Annotated in this window: 15 protein-coding genes; 6 read left to right on the forward strand and 9 right to left on the reverse strand. The window is 62.0% G+C overall.

Going from position 1 to position 16,307, the window contains the following annotated elements; genetic code table 11:
- Positions 1-76: 76 nt before the first annotated feature.
- From rpsO to KUV86_RS08640, 5 genes are all read left to right on the forward strand, one after another.
- Positions 77-346: a 30S ribosomal protein S15 gene (rpsO, locus tag KUV86_RS08620; RefSeq protein ID WP_206942494.1), complete on the forward strand. Its 270-nt coding sequence runs from the start codon at positions 77-79 to the stop codon at positions 344-346.
- 203 nt (positions 347-549) lie between these two features.
- Positions 550-2,682 (forward strand): polyribonucleotide nucleotidyltransferase, encoded by a 2,133-nt coding sequence (gene pnp / locus KUV86_RS08625; protein ID WP_222484430.1) that lies wholly within the window; start codon positions 550-552, stop codon positions 2,680-2,682.
- 128 nt (positions 2,683-2,810) lie between these two features.
- Positions 2,811-3,992: an MFS transporter gene (locus KUV86_RS08630; protein WP_206942613.1), complete on the forward strand. Its 1,182-nt coding sequence runs from the start codon at positions 2,811-2,813 to the stop codon at positions 3,990-3,992.
- Positions 3,993-4,055: 63 nt separating this feature from the next.
- A complete protein-coding gene (locus tag KUV86_RS08635) occupies positions 4,056-4,295 on the forward strand; it encodes a hypothetical protein (RefSeq protein WP_206942497.1) in 240 nt (79 codons plus the stop codon).
- A complete protein-coding gene (locus KUV86_RS08640) occupies positions 4,285-5,784 on the forward strand; it encodes a sodium:solute symporter (RefSeq protein ID WP_222484433.1) in 1,500 nt (499 codons plus the stop codon). The genes KUV86_RS08635 and KUV86_RS08640 overlap by 11 nt, the downstream gene beginning before the upstream one ends.
- Before the next feature lie 88 nt (positions 5,785-5,872).
- Here the strand turns inward: KUV86_RS08640 and KUV86_RS08645 are convergent, their stop codons facing one another.
- From KUV86_RS08645 to KUV86_RS08685, 9 genes are all read right to left on the reverse strand, one after another.
- Positions 5,873-7,048, reverse strand: coding sequence for an acetyl-CoA C-acetyltransferase (locus KUV86_RS08645; protein WP_206942501.1), 1,176 nt, complete (start codon positions 7,046-7,048; stop codon positions 5,873-5,875).
- 209 nt (positions 7,049-7,257) lie between these two features.
- Positions 7,258-7,938 carry an HAD family hydrolase gene (locus KUV86_RS08650; protein WP_222484435.1) on the reverse strand — a complete coding sequence of 227 codons (681 nt, stop codon included), beginning with the start codon at positions 7,936-7,938 and terminating at the stop codon, positions 7,258-7,260.
- 52 nt (positions 7,939-7,990) lie between these two features.
- Entirely contained in the window at positions 7,991-9,298 is a 1,308-nt protein-coding gene (locus KUV86_RS08655; RefSeq protein WP_206942504.1) for a TRAP transporter large permease, read from the reverse strand.
- Positions 9,295-9,900 carry a TRAP transporter small permease gene (locus tag KUV86_RS08660; RefSeq protein WP_222484437.1) on the reverse strand — a complete coding sequence of 202 codons (606 nt, stop codon included), beginning with the start codon at positions 9,898-9,900 and terminating at the stop codon, positions 9,295-9,297. Before KUV86_RS08660 ends, KUV86_RS08655 begins: the two co-directional genes overlap by 4 nt.
- 57 nt (positions 9,901-9,957) lie before the next feature.
- Positions 9,958-10,971, reverse strand: a complete 1,014-nt coding sequence (locus tag KUV86_RS08665) for a TRAP transporter substrate-binding protein (RefSeq protein ID WP_222484439.1) — start codon at positions 10,969-10,971, stop codon at positions 9,958-9,960.
- Between the two features lie 87 nt (positions 10,972-11,058).
- Positions 11,059-12,039 (reverse strand): 2-hydroxyacid dehydrogenase, encoded by a 981-nt coding sequence (locus KUV86_RS08670; RefSeq protein WP_222484441.1) that lies wholly within the window; start codon positions 12,037-12,039, stop codon positions 11,059-11,061.
- 95 nt (positions 12,040-12,134) lie between these two features.
- Positions 12,135-13,106, reverse strand: coding sequence for a sugar kinase (locus KUV86_RS08675; protein ID WP_222484442.1), 972 nt, complete (start codon positions 13,104-13,106; stop codon positions 12,135-12,137).
- A complete protein-coding gene (locus tag KUV86_RS08680) occupies positions 13,103-14,149 on the reverse strand; it encodes a LacI family DNA-binding transcriptional regulator (RefSeq protein WP_222484444.1) in 1,047 nt (348 codons plus the stop codon). Before KUV86_RS08680 ends, KUV86_RS08675 begins: the two co-directional genes overlap by 4 nt.
- 380 nt (positions 14,150-14,529) lie before the next feature.
- Complete coding sequence (locus tag KUV86_RS08685) at positions 14,530-15,222, reverse strand: HAD family hydrolase (RefSeq protein WP_222162135.1); 693 nt, start codon at positions 15,220-15,222, stop codon at positions 14,530-14,532.
- 282 nt (positions 15,223-15,504) lie between these two features.
- Here KUV86_RS08685 and KUV86_RS08690 point away from each other — a divergent pair, with 282 nt between their 5' ends.
- Positions 15,505-15,786 carry a DUF4235 domain-containing protein gene (locus KUV86_RS08690; RefSeq protein WP_222162134.1) on the forward strand — a complete coding sequence of 94 codons (282 nt, stop codon included), beginning with the start codon at positions 15,505-15,507 and terminating at the stop codon, positions 15,784-15,786.
- The last annotated feature ends 521 nt before the right edge of the window (positions 15,787-16,307 follow it).

Consider the following 16,307-nt stretch of genomic DNA (forward strand, 5'->3'; position numbering starts at 1 on the left):
TGTGGCAGCTGGAGACTGCAAATATGCGTGGTCTCCGACATTCATCATTCAGGCATATTGCTTACTGGAGAGACAGATGGCACTTACCGCCGAACAGAAGGCCGACATCGTCAACGAATACGGCCGTGGTGACAACGATACCGGTTCCCCCGAGGTTCAGGTGGCCCTGCTGAGCGCCAACATCAACGGCCTGCAGGATCACTTCAAGACCAACAAGCAGGACCACCACTCCCGTCGTGGCCTGATCCGCATGGTCAACCAGCGCCGCAAGCTGCTGGACTACCTCAAGCGCAAGGATTTCGAGCGCTATCAGTCTCTGATCCAGCGTCTGGGCCTGCGTCGCTAAGCAGTGCTGACATGACAAGGCTTCCTTGTGGAAGCGGCGTCACACAAAGGGCAGTCCTTCGGGGCTGCCCTTTGTCGTTTTTGGCCGCAGTAGGGGAGGCCAGGCAGGTCCTTTGTCCTTTGTGGTGGCCCTCGCGGGTCTGACCCCTTAAAATAGTGCGCGAGTCAAAACGACCCAAACATCGAAAAGTAAAGGAAGTCGCCGTGAATCCGGTCAAAAAGACGTTTCAGTACGGTCGCAGCACCGTCACCCTGGAAACCGGGCGTATCGCCCGCCAGGCCACCGGTGCCGTGATGGTCACCATGGACGACACCGTGGTGCTGTGCACCGTGGTGGCAAGAAAGGAAGCCAACCCCAGCCAGCCTTTCTTCCCGTTGTCCGTTCATTACCAGGAAAAGACCTACGCGGTCGGCAAGATTCCTGGCGGCTTCTTCAAGCGTGAGGGACGCCCCACCGAGAAGGAAACCCTTACCTCTCGACTGATCGATCGTCCGATCCGTCCGCTGTTCCCCAAGGGCTTCATGAACGAAGTCCAGGTGATCTGCACCGTGTTGTCCACCGATCGCAACCATGATCCGGATATCGCTGCGATGATCGGCACCTCTGCCGCTCTGGCCATTTCCGGTGTGCCGTTCAATGGCCCCATCGGTGCTGCACGCGTGGCCTTCAACGAAGAGCGCGGCTACTTCCTCAATCCCACCGTGGAAGAACTCGAAGGCTCCGAGCTGAACATGGTGGTCGCAGGGACCGAGAAGGCCGTGCTGATGGTCGAGTCCGAAGCAGAAGAGCTGCTCGAGGACGAGATGCTGGGCGCCGTGCTGTTCGGTCACCAGGAGATGCAGACCGTCATCCAAGCGATCAACGAGCTGACCTCCGAGGCCGGCAAGGCCAAGTGGGAGTGGCAGCCTGCCGCCGAGAATACGCCGCTCAAGGATGCCGTCGCCCAGGGCTTCGAAGCCAAGGTCGGCGAGGCCTACCGCATCACCGACAAGATGCAGCGCCAGGATGCCCTGTCCGCGCTCAAGGCCGAGGCCGTCGCGCAACTCGCCGGTGAAGAAGAGGGCAAGTTTGACGCTTCCGAGGTCGAAGGCGCCTTCGCCGGTCTCGAGAAGCGCGTGGTGCGTGCTCGCGTGATCAAGGGCGAGCCGCGTATCGACGGTCGCGACCACAAGACCGTGCGTCCGCTGGCCATCGAGGTCGGTACCCTGCCCAAGACCCACGGCAGCGCCATCTTCACCCGTGGCGAGACCCAGGCGGTGGTCGTCGCGACCCTGGGCACCCTGCGTGACTCCCAGCTGATCGAATCGCTGGAAGGTGAGCGCAAGGACCGCTTCCTGCTGCACTACAACTTCCCCCCCTACTCGGTGGGCGAGGCTGGCTTCATGGGCGGTCCCAAGCGTCGCGAGATCGGTCACGGTCGTCTGGCCCGTCGTGGTGTCCAGGCCATGCTGCCTGCGGAAGAGGACTTCCCCTACACCATTCGCGTGGTCTCCGAGATCACTGAGTCCAACGGCTCCAGCTCCATGGCCTCCGTCTGCGGCACCTCGCTGGCACTGATGGACGCCGGTGTGCCGATCAAGGCGCCGGTGGCGGGTATCGCCATGGGCCTGGTCAAGGACGCCGACGGCTACGCCGTGCTGACCGACATCCTCGGCGACGAGGATCACCTCGGCGACATGGACTTCAAGGTGGCCGGTAGCGCCGAGGGTGTCACCGCCCTGCAGATGGACATCAAGATCGAGGGTATCGACGAGCAGATCATGGAAACGGCCCTGAACCAGGCCCATGATGCGCGCATCAGCATCCTCGAGCAGATGAACACCGTGATCGCCGAGAGCCGCGCCGAGGTGTCCGACAACGCGCCCTCCATGGCCACCATCAAGATCGACCCGGACAAGATCCGCGACGTCATCGGCAAGGGCGGCGCCACCATCCGCAAGATCTGCGACGATACCGGCGCCTCCATCGACCTGGATGACGACGGCACTGTGCGCATCTATGCCGAGGACAAGAAGGCGGCCAAGAAGGCCATCGACACCGTGCTGGCGATCACCGCCGAGGCGGAAATCGGCAAGCTGTACCGCGGCAAGGTGGTGCGTATCGCCGACTTCGGCGCCTTCGTCAACATCATGCCTGGCACCGACGGCCTGGTGCACATCTCCCAGATCGTGCCAGAGCGTGTCAATGACGTGCGTGATTACCTGAACGAAGGTGATGAGGTGGTGGTCAAGGTGCTCGACATCGACAACCGCAATCGCGTCAAGCTGACCATCAAGGAAATGACCGAGGAAGAAAAGGCGGCTTTTGAAGCTGAGGAAGCCGCTGCCGAGGTCTAATGACGGCAAGCCATCGACGCCCCCGTTGCTGACGCCGCGGGGGCGTTTTTGTGTTACGCCCCTGATCGTCAAGTGCGCAGGGGATGAGGTTTGAGGCAAGCATGAGTGATGAGGGTAGGGGCTCTGGCATGACGACCGTCACCCAGCGACGAGACTGGTGTGCCGTGTTCAGCGTAATGGCAGGTATCTTCCTGCTGGTCACGGCAGAACAGCTGCCTATTGGGTTGCTATCGCAGCTCGCTACGTCGCTGGATGTCAGTGAAGGGCAGGCAGGACTGATGATTACGGTTCCTGGCGTCGTCGCCGCCTTTGCCGCGCCTTTGCTGCCGGTCGCGGTAGGGCGCCTGGACCGACGCTATCTGCTGACAGGCCTCATGCTGGTCATGACCATCGCCAGCGTGCTCGGCGCGCTGATGGACAGCTTCGCAGGGCTGTTGGCGACTCGCGTGCTCATCGGCTGCTGTATCGGCGGTTTCTGGGCCATCGCCGGTGGTTTGGCCGGCAGGCTGGTCGCGCTGGAGCATGTGCCGAGGGCGATGTCATTCATTTTCAGTGGTGTGGCAGCGGCGACGGTGTTGGGCGTTCCTGCGGGCACCTGGCTTGGGGGTGTCACTGACTGGCGTATTGCCTTTGCCGCCCTGGGTGGGCTGAGCCTGCTGGTGTGTCTCTGTCTATGGCAGCTGCTGCCGTCCTTGCCCGCGCAGAAACCGGTTCGTCTGGTAAGCCTGGGCGGACAGCTGAAACTGCCAGGCGTGTGTATCGGTGCACTCGCAACTGCCCTGATCGTGGTCGGTCACTTCGCCGCCTATACCTTTATCAGCCCCATTTTGCAGCGACTCGGGGGAATCCCATTGAGTGATGTCTCGCGTCTGTTGCTGCTGTTCGGTGCTGCCGGTCTGATGGGCAATTTCATTGCCGGTGGGCTGGCGGGCCGCCAGCCGTATTTGACGGTGCTATTGATTCCTCTGGTGCTGGCTGGGGTGGCGCTGGGCTTTCCGTGGTTTGGCGTCACCGCGACCGGCGCAAGCGCGCTGTTGATGCTGTGGGGGTTTGTGTTCGGTGGCATTTCGGTCAGCCTTCAAACCTGGATACTGCGCTCGGCGACCAATCCGGAAGCGGCCACCGCCATGATGGCCTTCGTCTTCAACCTATCGATTGGTCTTGGCGCCCTGTCCGGCGGGCGGGTGGTCGATAGCTGGGGACTGTCGTCGGTACTCCTGGCAGCGGGTGGCCTGTTCTCCCTCGCCGCTTTGCTGGTGCTGGCGACACCCTCACGCGTGGTGGGCCGTCAGCGATCCTCCCACGGGTGAGGGCGTACAACGGCCTAATCTTGCGTGTTTCTTTTCATCAAGTATCGAACGTGAGGAATGCTGATGCTTCCATCCTTCGTGCGCCCGTCCTCCTGGCGAGGCTGGCTGTTGCTGGGGATCTTTGGGGTGATCGTGCTGGCCGGTGTGTGGCCCGTGATCGAATGGATCAACCGGGCCGAGTTGGTGCTGGGCGTCCCCGCTATCGTGGCCTGGAGCTATGTGATCTTGCTGTGCTGCGTGCTGGCGATGCTGCTGGGAAATCGTTTGCTTCGAGAGAAAGGAGAGGATGACGGTGAGCACTGAATGGCTGCCGCTTGGTCTGACATTGGGCTATGTTCTGGTGGCGATGGTGATTGGTCTGGGTGGGCATCGTCGCGGATCCCGCTCGGCGTCAACCCTGGAGGAATGGGGAGTCGCCGGGCGCAGCATGGGGCCGGTCACACTGTATCTGTTGATTGCCGCCGGTAGCGTCAGTGCCTACACCTTCATGGGGGCACCGGGTTGGGCCTATGCCAAGGGCATTCCGGTGTTCTATGTGGTGGTCTATCTGGGGTATCTCGCGCTGGTAGCGTGGTACTTCGGGCCCAAGGTATGGGCCTTTGGCGCCCACTTTGGCCACGTTACCCAAGCCAGCGCCATCGCCGATCGCTATCAGAGTCGAGCGCTTGGTGCTCTCGCTGCGCTGGTGATGGCGGTGGGGTCATTGGCCTATGCGGTGCTGCAGACGGTCGGCTCGGCTTACATTCTGCACGTGATGAGTGGCGGCCTGATACCGGTATGGGCGGGGGTTGTGGTCGTCCTTGGCGCCATTGCTGTGTATCTCACCCTGCGTGGTCAGCGTGCCATCGGCCGCACCAATGTGTTTCAGGGGGTGCTGATGTTCGTGGTGGCCTGGATAGTGGGTCTGTGGGCCACCCATGTCTTTACCGGTGGCTGGCACTTTGCCGATGTCTATCAGCAGGTCCTTGAACAGCGTCCCGAGTACCTGACGCTGCCCGGCGCCGGAGGCGACATGAGTTTTGCCTTCTGGACCACATCGATCATCGTATCCATGCTGTCTTTCATGCCGCCGGTATGGACCCAGTGGATGAGTGCCACTTCAGCGCGCTCCCTGCGTCTCGCTGCCACCTGGCTGCCTAGCTACTACCTGGTGATCCTGCCGTTGGTGACGGTGGGCTTTATCGGCGTATTTGCCCTTCCTGGTCTGGATCGAGCGGACACGGTGGTACTCGAATATGCGATGACGCATCTGCCTGTGGTGCTGGTGGGTCTGCTGGGTGCCGGGACTCTGGCGGCCTCCATGTCGTCTTCGGAGCCCTTTATCCATTCCGTGGCACTGAGCCTGAGTCGCGATGTGATCGCGCCCTGGGCCGGGTGGTCAGATGAGCGGGCGGGGCAATGGGCGAAGCGCCTGGTGGTCGCTCTGATGGCTTTGATCATTGCCCCTCTGGCCATTGCTGAGCCAGGTAGCCTGGTCATGATCCTGCTGATTGGTCTGGGGTTCGCCTCGCAGGTGGTACCGGCATTTATTGGCATATTCTTCTGGCCCAGAGCGAACGCGCCAGGGGTCATCGCGGGTATCCTCGCCGGGTTTATCGTGACGGTGACCTGCATCACGCTGTGGCCGCATCCGCTGGGTATCCACGCTGGGTTCTGGGGGATGATGATCAATCTGCCGGTGTTCGTCGGCGTGACGCTGATGACCTCGCCCACCGACCCGGCGGTGGTCGACCGCTTCTTCCGCCTTGCGGCCCCCTGGTGGACGACGCGTGGCGTGCAGGCAGAAGCGTGATCACGCCTGATGTCGTGTTACCCAGACATGCAAAACCCCCGCCGTTGGCGGGGGTTTTGCTGTGCTTCCACTGTGGTCGACCTATCGATCAGCGCTCGATGGCGAGCGCCACGCCCTGACCACCGCCGATACACAGGGTGGCCAGGCCTTTCTTGGCGTCACGGGCGATCATCTCGTGGACCAGGCTGACCAGGATACGGCAGCCGGAGGCTCCGATCGGGTGACCGATAGCGATAGCGCCACCGTTGACGTTGATCTTGGAGGTGTCCCAGCCCAGTTCCTTGTTGACGGAAAGTGACTGGGCGGCGAAGGCTTCATTGGACTCGATAAGATCCAGCTCTTCATGGGTCCAGCCGGCCTTTTCCAGGCAGCGGCGAGTGGCCGGTGCCGGCCCGATGCCCATGATGGCGGGGTCAACGCCAGCGTTGGCGTAGGCCTTGATACGGGCCAGCGGCGTCAATCCGAGAGCTTCTGCCTTGGCAGCGGAACACAGCATGACGACGGCGGCGCCATCGTTGATGGAGGACGCATTGCCAGCGGTCACGGTGCCATCTTTCTTGAAGGCGGGGCGCATGCCACCGAGCTTTTCCGCGGTGACCTCGCGCGGGTTTTCGTCGGTGTCAAAGACGACCGGGTCACCCTTGCGCTGCGGGATCTCGATAGGAACGATCTGACCCTTGAAGCGGCCTTCCTTTATGGCTGCGGCCGCCTTCTGCTGAGAGGCAGCGGCAAACTCATCCATGTCTTCGCGAGTGATACCGTATTTTTCTGCCAGGTTTTCGGCGGTGATGCCCATGTGGTAGTTGTTGAAGGCATCCCACAGGCCGTCATTGACCATGGAGTCGACCGCTTTCCAGTCGCCCATGCGCTGGCCGGTGCGCGAATTTGGCAGCACGTGGGGTGCCAGAGACATGTTCTCCTGGCCACCGGCGATGATCACCTCGGCGTCGCCCAGCATGATCGCCTGAGCACCCAGGTGCAGCGCCTTGAGGCCGGAACCGCAGACCTTGTTGATGGTCATGGCAGGTACGGCGTCGGGCAGGCCTGCCTTGATCGAGGCTTGGCGTGCTGGATTCTGGCCTACTCCCGCGGTGAGTACTTGCCCCAACAGAACTTCGTCGACCTCTTCCGGCTTGATGCCGGTCTGCGCTATCACGTCCTTGATCACGGCGGCTCCCAGGTCGCTGGCGGGAATGCCGGCGAGCGAGCCTCCGAAGGAACCAACGGCGGTACGACGTGCAGCAACGATCACCACTTCTTGCATGGAGTGTCTCCTGACTTGTAGGGGCTGTCCCGTCAGCATAGGGAGCCTTGTGCAGCGCGGCAATCCCCGGATGCCGGGTTTCTACGGGGGACTTTAGTATAGCTACCGGGTCTGGTTTTGGAGCCGTTGTGGCCAATCGCGCATAGAGGCAAGGCTCCTCTCATCAAGCCAATACGGATGTATGGCGAGGGGAGCCGCCCCGCGGTGACTTACATCGTGGCCTTGGCGGCGAGGCGCTCGATGGTGTCGACCAGCTGGTCTGCATGGGTGATGCCCACCGCCCCTTCCGGGGTGTCTTCTTCCTCCGGGAAGTGGTTGATGTGAATCACCTGCATTCCCGCCTTGAGGCCTGCTTCGACACCGACGGCGGCATCATCGATGACGACGCAGTGCTCGGGGGATACGCCCATGGCCTCAGCAGCGGCTAGGTAGAGTCCCGGGTCCGGTTTCCATACACCCAGCTCGTAAGCGCTGAAGAGGTGATCGCCGAAGTGCGGGGCCAGTCCGGTGGTTTCCATAGCCAGTCGAATCTTGGCGATAGGGCCGTTGGAGGCTACCGCCTTGGGGTGGTCGGCCAGGGCGTCCAGCGCCTGCGGGATACCCGCTATCGGCACGAGTTCCTGCTGCATGCGCTCGGCCATGTTGGCGCGCAGGCGATCTTCCATGATCTGACGCTGGTCGTCAGCCAGCGAGCCGAAACGTCTTTCCAGCTCCTGCACGATGTCGAGAAAGCGGACGCCGCGAAATTCCTCCATGTACTGTTCGGCGGAAAACGGCAGGCCAAAGGGCGGAAAGGTGTCGGCCATGGCACGCGCCAGCAACGGCTCGCTGTCTACCAGGGTGCCGTCGGAATCGAACAGCAGGCAAAGGGGCGGCTGAGTCTGGGACATGGGTTCCTCATTGATGGAGCGGCGACCGCGTCGACGGTCGCCACCAGGATGGTCAGACAAAATCCGGTGCAATCAGACGGGGTATGGTCAGCACGATGTCGGGGAAGACAATCAGCAGCAAAATGACCGCCAGCATGATCGACAGGTACAGCATGGTCGTGCCAAGCGCCTTGAGCAGGGGAATTCCCCCGATCTTGGCGGATATCATCAAGCACAGTCCATAGGGGGGAGTGATCAGCCCTAGGCCGAGGGCCATGACGGCGATGACGCCGAACTGCACGGGATGAACGCCCGCCTGCATGGCCAGGGGCTGGAAGATCGGTGCCATGATGGCCATTGCCGGCAGTGAATCCATGAAGGTACCGATGACCAGCATGACCACCGTCATGATGATGAGCAAGGTGATCGGGTCGGTGATGTTGACGCCTTGCATCAGCTTGGGAGGTATCTGGTAGAAGCTGATCAGGTAGCCGAAGATGGCCGCGCCGACGAGGCTGAAGAGCGACAGCGAGCACAGCCGTACCGTGTCGGTGGACGCATCCAGTACTTGGCGGAAGCTCAGCTCCCGATAGACGATGAAGCCCAGGGCCAGGGCGTACAGCACGGCGATCACGGCGGCCTCTGTCGGGGTGACGATACCCAGCGTGATGCCGCCAATGATGACTACCGGTATGCCGGCAGCCAGCAGCCCGTCCTTGCCGGAACTGGCCAGTTGTCGCCAGCTGGCGCGGGGACGCACGGGTACCTGGTAGCGTCGCACATAGCCGACGTTCATCAGCAGCTGTGCGATGCCGATCATCACCCCTGGCAAGATACCACCGAGAAACAGACCCGCAATGGAGGTGTTGGTCAGCGCTCCCCAGACGATCATGTTGATCGACGGGGGAATGATGATGCCCATCACCGATGATGCTGCCGTCACGGCAACGGCAAAGTGAGTGGGGTAGCCCTCTCGCTGCATGGCTGGAATCAGCACGGTGCCGACGCCTGCGCTATCGGCAGTAGACGAACCCGATACGCCGGCAAACAGCATGCTGACCATGACATTGACGTGGGCCAGGGCGCCTTTGACATGACCCACCAGGCGCATGCACAGGGTGATCAGGCGATCCGTGATACGCGCAGCGTTCATCAGATTGCCAGCCAGCAGAAACAGCGGCACGGCGAGCAACACGAAGGAGTCCATGCCGTTGTACATGCGCTGGAACATGACCCAGTAGGTCAGGCGGGGGTCGAGTATCACCATGCCGACCGCCGTCAGTACCAGCGCCATGGCAATCGGCACGCCCACCACAATCAGCACGCCAAGCAGGCCGAACAGCAGCCACGGCAGGATAAAGAGTGCATCCATGGAGATCATGAGGGCCTCCCGTCACTAGCGTCCTGAGAGGGCGTCTCCAAGGTCACCTGGTGACCTTGCTGCGCATCGATGGATTCCTGTACGGGATCCGGAGTGTTCATGGCAGCTTCCATGGTATCGAGGCCGTCGAGTGCGGCACGGAGCAGACGTTCGATGGCGAACAACATGATGAACACGCCGCAGACCATGAAGGTGGCGTAGACGAAGATCATCGACATGCCGGAGGCCGTGGCGCTGCGACGAAGACCCGAGAGGGCGAACTCCTGGCCGTGCACGACGAAGATCGTGCCGACGGCAAGACAGGCAAGATCACGTATCCAGCGGGTCAGTCGATCGGCGCGGGAACCTCGCGGAAAGGCTTCCAGCACGAAGTGATCCGCATGCAGCACGCCAATGGCGGTGCCGAGCATGATCATCCACTGGAACGCAAACCGGCTGAACTCTTCTGTCCAGTACAGGCGAGGCAGCAAGGGCAGGTTGCGGCTGACGATTTGATAGATGATCAGGGCGATAAAGCCGAACAGCAGGGCCAGCAATACCCAGTGCAGCAGTTTCTCCAGGGCGCGATTGATGCGCGCAAGAAGATCCAGGAAGAGCCTCATGGCTTCATCCTCTTGAGACGGTGGGCACCGGGGCAGGCCCCGGTGCTTGAAGGATCATTACTCGGCGTTGACGATCATCTGGTGGAGCTCGCTCAGCCCCATTTCGTCAATCACTTCGGCGAGCGGTTCACGTACGATCTGCTGCATCTGCTCGCGGTCGAGCTCATGCAGGGTGGCCCCTTCTTCCACCAGCAGCTCGAGTGCTTCGGCATCTTGTTCGAGCTGCACGCCGCGGGCGTAGCTGGCGGCCTGGCTGGCGGCTGCCATGACCGCTTCCTGCTGGGCATCGTCCAGCCGGTCCCAGGTCAGTTCCGACATGGTCAGCAAGCGCACGGTGATGTCATGCTCGGACAGTCCGATATGGGGCGCTACCTCGTGGAAGCGCATGCGGTGGATCCACTCGGCTTCATTGAGCAGGCCATCGATGGCACCCAGTTGCAGACCGGTGTAGATCTCTTTCCATGCCATGACGGTCGGGTCTGTCCCCAGCGCCGACCAGGCGGTGATAAGGGGCTTGGTAGGATTGGTGCGCAGTTTCATGCCATCGAGATCGTCGAGACTTTCCAGCGGCCGGCTGGAGACGATCTGGCGCTTGCCGCCACCAAAGAACGCCAGCACTTTCACGCCGGTTTCGGCGGTGATCTGGTCGGCGATTTCCCGGCCCACGTCGCCGTCCAGGACGGTCTGCCAGTGCTCCTGATCGCGATACAGGAAGGGAATGGAGAAGACATTGGCCGTGTCAGAGAAGTCGGTGATCAAGCCGGGGTTGACGATGGACATATCCAGGGCGCCAGCCATCAGCTGTTCAAACATCTCGGTCTCGTGGCCAAGCACGGAATTTCCCATGATCTGGACGCCAAGATCGACGTCCTGCTCTTCCAGCAGTTCCTTGAACCGGGTGGCGCCCAGGTGATAGGCGGTGTCTTCCGTGCCGCCATGGCCAAAGCGCAGGTCGTAGGCGTGAACCGGGGCAGTAAGACTCAGTCCTGCGACCAGCGTGGCGCCGGCCAGCAGGGTCTGGCCGAGGCGAGTCAGGGTAGTGCGGCGGGAGGGGGCGAGGGCGTGTGTCATGATTACCTCATTTATTGTGGTGTGTATCTGGGGTGGAACCGGTGGAGCCAGTGAGTCGGGAGACCTGCCGAAGCTGTCGCCCGGCGTCTATCCGTCGTTCAGATCGTCTGCATTGACCGGACTCAGTGGGCGTTGGCCGCTGAGCGCCAGGCGAATATTGTCGATAGCGCGCTGTGCCATGGCCGTGCGGGTTTCGTGAGTGGCGGAGCCAATGTGGGGCAGCGCCACCACGTTGGCCATGTGCGGCAACGGAGAGTCGGCGGGCAAGGGTTCCTTCTCGAATACGTCGAGACCGGCTGCATGCAGGGTGCCGTCCTTGAGCGCTGCAATCATGGCGGCTTCATCGACCACCTTGCCCCGGGCCACGTTGACGAAGATCGCTCCGGCCTTCATGCGGGCGAACTCGGCGGCGCCGATCAGCTTTTCCGTTTCTTCGGTCAGTGGCACCGTGACACAGACGATGTCCGCTTCTTCCAGCAATTGATCGAGCTCTCGGTGCTGTGCACCAAGTTCTGCGTCCAGTGCCGGCTTGGGGGAGGCCTTGGCGTAGAGAATCTTCATGCCGAAGCCCAGCGCACCGCGACGGGCGATGGCGGCACCGATACGCCCCATGCCGACCATGCCTAAGGTCTTGCCGTGCACGTCGGTACCGAAGTGAGATTTGCCGATACTTTCTGTCCACTTGCCTTGTTTGATCAGCTCGGCCAGCTCGATGGCGCGCCGGGCGGTACTCATGATCAACAAGAAGCCGGTGTCGGCGGTGGTCTCGGTCAGCACATCCGGCGTGTTACACAGCAAGATGCCGCGACGGGTCAGCTCATCGACAGGGTAATTGTCATAGCCCACCGAGATACTGGCGATGGCCTCGAGCTGCGGGGCCTGATCGAGCAGGGCTGGAGTGATCTTGAGGCTGGCGCCGACCAGTCCGTGGGCCCGTGACAGGGCGTCCATGAATGCAGGGTCATCGGCATCGGTCACGTGAGGCAGGTAGTCGACCTCGAAGTCAGCGCGAAGGCTGTCGAGCTGATCGGCGCTGATCTCGCGAAACACCAGAATACGTCGGGTCATGGGGGACTCTCTTGTCGTTGTCGCGGTTGTTGTTACTGTCGTGGCTGCCAGTGGGGGTGTTGCCGCGAGGATGTCCCAGGCGGCAACGCCACGGCTCAGGCAGGCAGCGCGGCTTCCAGCTGGCCCAGCCGAGCACGACTCGGCAAGCCTTCCATGTCGCCCAGGACTTGCACCTGCGCGGCACCGATCAGGTTGGCGCGCTTGAGCGCCTCACGGGGGTCCAGGCCGTCCAGCATGGCGCTGATGAAACCTACCGCGAAGCCGTCGCCAGCACCGACTGTATCCACCACCTTGGCAACCGGCACGCCGGGTACGGTGAAAGCCTCATCGTGACCTGTGAGACGGCCGCGGTAGAAACTGCCTTCAGGCCCCAGCTTGATCACCACCGCCTCAGCACCCTGGTCCAGGTAGAAGCCTGCGATGTCATGGGCCGTGTCTTGGCCGGTCAACAACCTGCCCTCGGCAAGGCCCGGCAAGACCCAATTGGCATGGGCGGCAAGCTCATTGAGGGTGGTGCGCATCTGCTGCTCGCTGGCCCACAGGGTGGGGCGGAGATTGGGGTCGAACGATACGCTGACCCCATGCTGGCGGGCCTGGCCCAGTAGATGGCGCGATAGCTCCAGACAACTCGCCGATACGGCGGGCGTGATGCCGGTTGCATGGAGGTGCCGCAGCGATGGAATGTCGATCTGGGCTGCGTCCGCCACCGACATCTGGCTGGCGGCGCTGTTCTTGCGCAGGTACTCGACCTTCGGGTCGGCGCCTCCCTCGGCGCGTTCCTTGAACACCAGGCCAGTGGCATGGTCCGGGTCGGTGGTCAGATAGCGGCAGTCGAGACCTTCTTTTTCCAGCGTCGAGCGCAGATAGCGACCAAAGCTGTCGTTGCCGACACGACTCATCCAGCCGACGTTGAACCCCAGTCTCGACAGGCCGATGGCGACGTTGGTATCGGCCCCCGCGCAGCCGCGTGAGAAGCGTTCGACGTCGGCCAGATCGCCAGGCACGTCGGCAACGAACAGGGCCATGGCCTCGCCGAAGGAAAGAATGTCGGGAGTATCGTGGTTCATGATGAAATCTCGGGTGATGAAGAGGTGGCCAGTGGCCGCTGGGTCGATCCTCTCGGAACAAGGGTAGGGGCGAACATGTGGCGACGCGCTGCTGTCGCCTGATGGCTGCTGCGCTGCTTCAGACAGTCAACAGCAGCCTGGCCGATCAGGTCGGTAGGCTGCTCCAGCGTGGTGATGCCGGGATCGGTCAGGTCGCACCACTCTAGCTCGTCGATACCCATCAACCCGATCTCTCCCAGGGGGTAGCCGAGGTATTTCATCCGTCGTGCCACGGCCAGGGTGACCTGGCCGTTGGCACAGAGAACGGCGCAGGACGGATGAGGGTGATCCACATGACGGGCAAGCGCCGCGTCCAGCGCCTGGTGGTCTTTCAGCTCGAGCGCCAGCGTCTGTGCATCAACAGCGCGTGCACGACATTGCGTCTCAAAACGCTCCAGGCGGGCCTGGCGTGAGCTCGCCTGAGCTGGGGGCTCAGACACAAACAGCAGGCGGGTGTAGCCCTGCTCGACCAAATGGTCGATGGCCATATCGATGGCGGTGGCGTTATCCAGGCCCACCTCATCGACATCGACTCCCTTGAGCGAACGGTCCAGCAGCACCATCGGAGTTCCGCTCGCCGCCAGCTGTGCGAGCGCATCGCTGTGGCGGCCCGCCGCATTCACCACCAGCCCTTCGATACGATAGGAGGACAGTAACGCCAGCTGCTGGCGCTCCTGATCAAGGTCGTTGTCGCTGTTGCATAGCATGAGCGACAGCCCGGCCTGTCGGCAGGCCTTTTCCACGCCGTGCATGATGGCGACTGAGTACGGATTGTGGATATCGGCAACCAGCATGCCGATCAAGCCTGAGGGACCTCCTTTGAGTCCTCTGGCCATGGGGTTCGGTTGATAGCCCAAGGCCGTTGCCGCCGCCACGATACGCTCCTGCATGGCCGTAGACAGGCGCTCGCGCTCACCGCTGTAGTAGCGGGACACACTGGTCTTGGAGACCCCGGCTTCGCGGGCAACTTCCAGAATCGTGGCGCGGTGTTGTCGTTGGTTCATGCTCTGGCAGAGTCTCAGGCGGGGTTGATGGCGCGAAGAAGATATGGGTTCAAGAGGTGGCCATGGCGGCGGCGTCACGCCACTCTGGGTCAAAATGGGAACGTTCCCATATGGTGCAAAGCTTAGGCGTCAAGGCGGGCGTCGGGCAAGACGTCAGGGCTTAGACAAAGGTCGGGTGTGACGCGCATCAATGAAAAGGCCCGGCAGCAAGCCGGGCCATGAAAAGCAGAAGTGAGCGATCTTAGGGCAGCGCTGAAGTCATCAGCCGAGCGGCCCAAGGCGACCGCCGCGCAGATCCGAAGCCTATGCGGTATAGCTGAGAAGTTCGAGCAGCGCGCAACCCAATGAATCGTGGTCGCAGGCCTTTATGCGGTGTTTTCTTAGCCGCTGGATATCATCGAGTGGCGGTTGCGGTCGCGCTGGAGGCGGCCGATGACGGTGGGCAGTTGAAACATGCTGGTGATCATGTGGGCGCCCTCAGGGGTCTCCTCTGCATCGGCAAAGCGATTGAGGTGTATCACCGTCATGCCGGCGGCTAGGGCCGCCTGGACACCAACGATGGCATCGTCGATGGCCACGCAGTCCTCGGCGGCGAAACCCATGATGCTTGCCGCGTGAAGATACAGGCAGGGATCAGGCTTCCAGCAATTCGCGGTGTAGCCGCTGAAGAGCCGGTTGCCAAAGACCTCCGTCAAGCCGACGGTAGCCAGGGACGTGCGTACCTTGTTTTCAGGCCCATTCGAGACCACGCCCATGGAGTAGTGGGATAGCGCAGCCAGCGCTTCGGTGGCGCCGGCAATTGGCGTCAGGTCGGTAGCCAGTCGGCGGTTGAGGTTGGCGCGCATGCTGGCTTCGAGAGACTCTAAATGGTCGGGGTCGACACGGCCATGCTGAGCCTCGAGCGCCGCGACGATATTGCGAAACCGCGCCCCGCGAAAATCGCCCATGTAATCTTCGGCCCTGAAGGGAAGGCCGGCTGCAGTCAGGCTGACGGCCATTTCTGCCGCCAGTAGTGGCTCGCTGTCTACCAGCGTGCCGTCACAGTCAAATAGAAGGCATAGAGGGCGGGGCATGGGAGCGACCTCGCGAGTCGTGCAATAGCGTTATCGAACAGTGTTGCAGATTTCCGCGGAGTCTGCCTGTGTTCGTAGGCGAAAACCATAATTTTTGAACACTGTTTTCTCACGCTGCGCATTGTGCACTATTGCGGTGCATGAATGACCGGTTTGAGGGGAGGGGGCGGTCTTGGCTATGCTGATTTGGCGTGATGTTCGACATCTCACATTCGGGGAAGGAGTACCCGTTTGATTTGCCCGCCAGTGAAGCGGGCATCGTCAACGTTCAAGGAGGTAAATGTGAAGGAAGAGACACTGTGGTCCATTGTCGGATCCGTCGCCGCGGTAGGGGCCAGCCTGATGTCGAGACAGGCAGCCGAGAAGACGTATCGCAAGGTGGCGGATGCCGAGCCGCCGGATAATCCTGAGCGGGACGACGTGCGCTGGCGAGACGCGCTGCTTTGGGGCGCTGCCACGGGAGTCCTGGTGGGCGTAGCGCGGGTAGTCGGGCGCAGCGCCGGCAACAAGGCCCTCGCTCAGCGCCGGCGCTCGCGGCACCGTCTGCCTCGACCCGGCAAGTAGACGTTTCGCGGGTGTGGTTGTGTGTCTGGCGCTCAGGGCGCCAGACACCTCCATGATGCCTGGCGGTGCCCCTCATGACGTGACCTTCCTCTGGGCCTGGCCCACCAGCTCCACCGCTTTCGCGCCGCGCATGCAAAAGCCTTGGGCGATGGCGGCTGTCCCAGCCCAAGCCCCAGCCCAAGCCCCAGCCCAAGCCCAAGCCCCAGCCCCAAGTCTCCCGGGAGGCGGATAACGCATTGTCCGCAGAGACGTTCCGGGTGAGCCCTTATTTTCCTGTCTCAGTAGCGCTTGCCCGGGTCGATGCCCCTGTCAGCCAATGGCCTCCCCTCCTGAGAGCCCTCGCTAGTCACTGCGCTGTAGTGCGCCATGTCTATCGCTTGGGCACAGCTATGTCTCAGGGGAAATGATGAGATGTGTTTCACTCGCGGAGAGCTCCAGCGTCCGACAAGAAGGGCGTGCCTTCGAGTTGCCCTGAACGAATGCGCCACCCGCCGTAGGGTCAAGATCGTGTCATGACCTAG

The organism is Halomonas sp. DP8Y7-3 (genome assembly GCF_019801675.1).
Taxonomy (GTDB): Bacteria; Pseudomonadota; Gammaproteobacteria; order Pseudomonadales; family Halomonadaceae; genus Halomonas; species Halomonas litopenaei_A.